The organism is Streptomyces sp. NPDC043876 (assembly GCF_056435825.1).
Map to the genome: position 1 here is coordinate 1 of NZ_JBWKDV010000052.1, position 4,489 is coordinate 4,489.

Annotated in this window: 1 protein-coding gene; it reads right to left on the reverse strand. The window is 70.3% G+C overall.

Translation table 11 applies throughout. The features are described from left to right. Window positions 1–4,489: amino acid adenylation domain-containing protein (locus AC0693_RS38635; RefSeq protein ID WP_478804610.1), on the reverse strand; the 4,489-nt coding region annotated here is incomplete at both ends.

Here is a 4,489-nt window from a genome sequence, read left to right on the forward strand (position 1 = left end):
CCAGCTCCGCGAACGACACCCCCACACCATCAGCCACCACCGCCACCGCATCCGGCGACCGCACCACCTGCGCCTCGAACAACCCCACCACCGAAACACCCGACACCTCAGCGGCAGTGTCATTCCACCCGGACAACACCCGACACCGCTCATCGGCACCCAGCACATCCACACGACTCAGACGTACGCCCGGATCCACGGAAACCTCGCCCAGGACCCGCGACCAGTACCCGGCGATCCGCCCAGCCCACGCCTCGTCGAACAGATCCGCGGCCACCGTCACCGAACCCCGAAGACCCAACGCCACACCCTGCGCGTCGAACGCCTCGGAAACCATCACATCCAGATCGAACTTCGCCGCCCTGCGGTCTCCTGCCGAGGCTCCGCCCACCTGCAGACCCGGCAGGTCCACAACTGCCTCGATGGTGTCCTGCTTCGTCAGGACCACCTGGAAGAGGGGGTGACGCGCCATCGAGCGGCTCGGAGCCAGCTCCTCGACCAGCTTCTCGAAGGGCACGTCCTGGTGCGCGTAAGCCGACAGGCCCCTCTCACGCACCCGCGCCAGCAACTCGCGGAAGGTCGGGTCACCCGACAGATCCGCACGCAGCACCAGCGTATTGGTGAACCCACCGATCAGACCGTCCAGCGCCTCGTCGGTGCGTCCGGCGTTGGCCGAGCCGATCGGGATGTCCGTCCCCGCCCCCAGCCGGGACAGCAGCAGCGCCAGCGCCGCCTGGAACACCATGAACGTGGTCACACCCTCAGCGCGCGCCACCTCCACCAGACGGGCGTGCACCTCCGCCGGCACCACCAGGGGCACACTGTGCCCCTGATGCGAAGCCACCGCCGGACGCTGCCGGTCGAACGGCAGCCCCAGCTCCTCCGGAGCACCCGCCAACTCCTCACGCCAGTAAGCCACCTGGCGATAAATCAGACTTTCCGGGTCCTGCTCGTCACCCAGCAGCTCACGCTGCCACAGCGCGTAATCCGCGTACTGCACCGGCAGCGGCTCCCACTCCGGAGCCCCACCCGCACACCGCGCCGCATAAGCAGCCGACACATCCTGAGCCAACGGACCCATCGACCAGCCGTCTCCGGCGATGTGGTGGATCGACACCAACAGGACGTGCTCTTCGGATCCAAGCGAGAACAGCCAGGCACGGATCGGCACCTCGGTCGACAGATCAAAGACGTACCCGGTCGCCTCGGCGACCGCGTCGGTCAGACCAGCCGGCGCGATGTCGGCGGTCTCCAGCTGCCACTTCACGTCGTCCATGCCGAGGATCCGCTGATACGGCTCGCCGTCGGCCGGCGCGAACACCGTGCGCAGCACTTCGTGCCGCCCGATCACATCCCGCAGGGCCGTACCCAGTGCAGCCCGGTCGATCTCCCCCGTCAGCCTCAGGGCCACCGGAACGTTGTACGTCGCGCTGGGGCCCTCCAGCTGGCCGATGAACCACAGACGACGCTGCGCGAACGACAGCGGAACCCGCTCCGGACGCGCCCCCGCCGTCAGCGCCACCCGTGCCCTATCGGCCCCTGCCAGCCGCTCGGCAAGCCGGGCCACCGTCGGCGCCTCGAACAGCATCCGCAGCGAAACCTCGACACCCAACACCGTACGCACCCGACTCACCAGACGCGTCGCCAACAACGAATGCCCACCCAGCGCGAAGAAATCGTCGTCAACCCCAACGCTCTCCACACCCAGCACCTGCGCGAAAGCCCCGCACAACAACTCCTCCTGGAGCGACACCGGACCACGACCGACACCACCCGCGTACTCAGGGGCCGGCAGAGCCTTACGGTCCAGCTTCCCGTTAGGCGTCAGCGGCAGCGCGCCCAGCAGGACGACAGCCGACGGCACCATGTACTCGGGCAGCCCGGCGGCCGCGAACTTCCGCAGGGAGCCCGTCAGGTCAGTCCCCGCGTCATCGGCAACCACGGCGTAGGCGACCAGCCGCCGGTCCCCTGCGACGTCCTCACGCACGACGGCCAAGGCCTGCGTGACCTGCGGGTGCGCGATCAGCGCGGCCGCGATCTCCGCCGGCTCGATCCGGAAGCCACGCAGCTTCACCTGTTCGTCGGCGCGGCCGACGAACTCCAGATCACCATCGACGGTCCACCGCGCGATGTCGCCGGTCCGGTACATCCGCTCCGCCACACCGCCGAACGGGCAGGCCACGAAGCGTTCGGCGGTCAGGCCGGGGCGGTTCAGGTAGCCGCGGGCCAGGCCGGAGCCGGCGATGTACAGCTCGCCGGCGACACCGGGCGCGACCGGGGCGAGCGACCCGTCGAGCACGTAGACCCGCGTATTCGCGATCGGGCCGCCGATGGAGGAGACGCCGTCGGTGGTGGCTTCGGGCGACAGCCGCCGGTCGGTGGACCAGATGGTGGTCTCGGTCGGGCCGTACATGTTGGTCGCCGAGGCGGCCGTGGCCACCAGGGTGCGGGCCAGCTCGCCCGGCAGCGCCTCGCCGCCGACCAGCGCGCGTATACCGGTGAGCCATTCGGACCGCGAATCGTCCGCGGCTTCGGACTCGGCCAGCAGGGCCTGCCACAGGCTCGGGGTCGCCTGCACGACGGTCGCCCCAGCCGCCACGATCCGGGCACGCAGGGCCCGCGGATCCCGTACGACCTCGCGGGCGGCGAGCACGACGCGGGCACCGTTGAGCAGCGGCAGGTAGAGCTCCAGGCCGGCGATGTCGAAGCCGACCGTGGTGACCGCCACCAGCCGGTCGTCCTCGTCCAGGGCGAAGCGCTCCTGCATCGAGGCAAGGAAGTTGACCAGTGACCGGTGCTCGATCACCACGCCCTTGGGGCGGCCCGTGGAGCCGGAGGTGTAGATCACGTAGGCCGGGTGCTCGGGAGAAGGCGCCCGGTCGAGCGCGTTGCTGTCGAGGGCGGCTATGGCCGGGTCCTCCACCAGTACGCGCGGCACACCCGCCGGGACCAGGTGCGCCAGTGTGGACGTGGTCACCACCGCGGCCGCGCCGGAAGTGTCCAGCGTGTACGCGATCCGGTCCGCCGGGTAGTCCGGGTCGACCGGCAGGTAGGCACCACCGGCCTTCATGACGGCGAGCAGCGCCACTACGAGGTCCGTGCCGCGCTCCAGGGCCACGGCGACCACGGACTCCGCGCCCACTCCCTGACCGGCAAGGTGGCGGGCCAGGCGGTTCGCCCGCGCGTCCAGCTCGCCGTAGGAGAGCCGGGCATCCTCGAACTCCAGGGCGACGGCATCCGGGGTCCGCGCCACCTGCGCTTCGAATAGGGCCGGCAGCGTCGACGGCTCGACGTCGAGGGCGGTGTCGTTCCACTCCTCGAGTACGCGCCGACGCTCCTCGGCGTCGAGCACGTCCACCTGGCTCAGGCGCACCTGCGGGTCCTCGGCCAGCGCGGCCAGAACCTGAGCCCACCGGCCCATGATCCGCGCGGCCGATTCGGCATCGAACAGGTCCGCTGCCGCGATCACCCCGCCGTGCAGTCCTGCCGGCGTGCCGTCGGCGTCGAAGGTCTCCAGAACACTGAGTTCCAGGTCGAACTTGGCTGTGGTCAGCTCGGCAGCCACGGCACCGGCCCGTACGCCCGGCAGGTCCAGGACGGCTTCGGCGTTGTTGTCCACGGTGAGCATCACCTGGAACAGCGGGTGCCGGGCCATGGAGCGGCTGGGAGCGAGTTCCTCGACGAGGCGCTCGAACGGCACTTCCTGGTGGGCGAAGGCCGAAAGCCCCGTCTCCCGGACCCGGCCCAGCACCTCGCGGAAGCTGGGGTCGCCCGATAGATCCGTGCGCAGCACCAGGGAGTTGACGAAGAAGCCGACCAGGTCGTCCAGCGCCTCGTCCGTACGGCCGGCGCTCGCCGAACCGATCGGAATGTCCGTACCGGCGCCCAGCCGGGACAGCAGGACCGCAAGCGCGGCCTGCAGCACCATGAACACCGTCACACCCTCGGCCCGCGCCAGCTCCACCAGGCGGGCATGCACCTCGGCCGGCACCTCCACCGGAAGACGGTGACCCACGTGACTGGCAACCGCCGGACGCGCCCGGTCGAACGGCAGCTCCAACTCCTCGGGAACACCGGCCAACGCCGCACGCCAGAAGGCCAGCTGGGCCGCCAGCACGCTCTGCGGATCACCCTCGTCACCGAGCAGCTCACGCTGCCACAGCGCATAGTCGGCATACTGCACCGGCAGCGGCTCCCACTCCGGGGCCCCGCCCGCACAACGCGCCGCGTAGGCGGTGGACAGATCGCGAGCCAGCGGCCCCGTCGACCAACCGTCACCGGCGATGTGGTGGACGACCATGACCAGCACCCTCTCGCCCATACCGGTCGAGAACAGCCAGGCACGGATCGGCAGTTCGCAGGAGAGGTCGATCGCATGGCGTATCGCCCCGGCAACCGCGTTGTCGAGGTCGGCGGGGGCCACCTCGACGGCCGACAGCTCCCAGTCCAGCTCGTCCAGCCCGACGATGCGCTGGTACGGCTCGCCGTC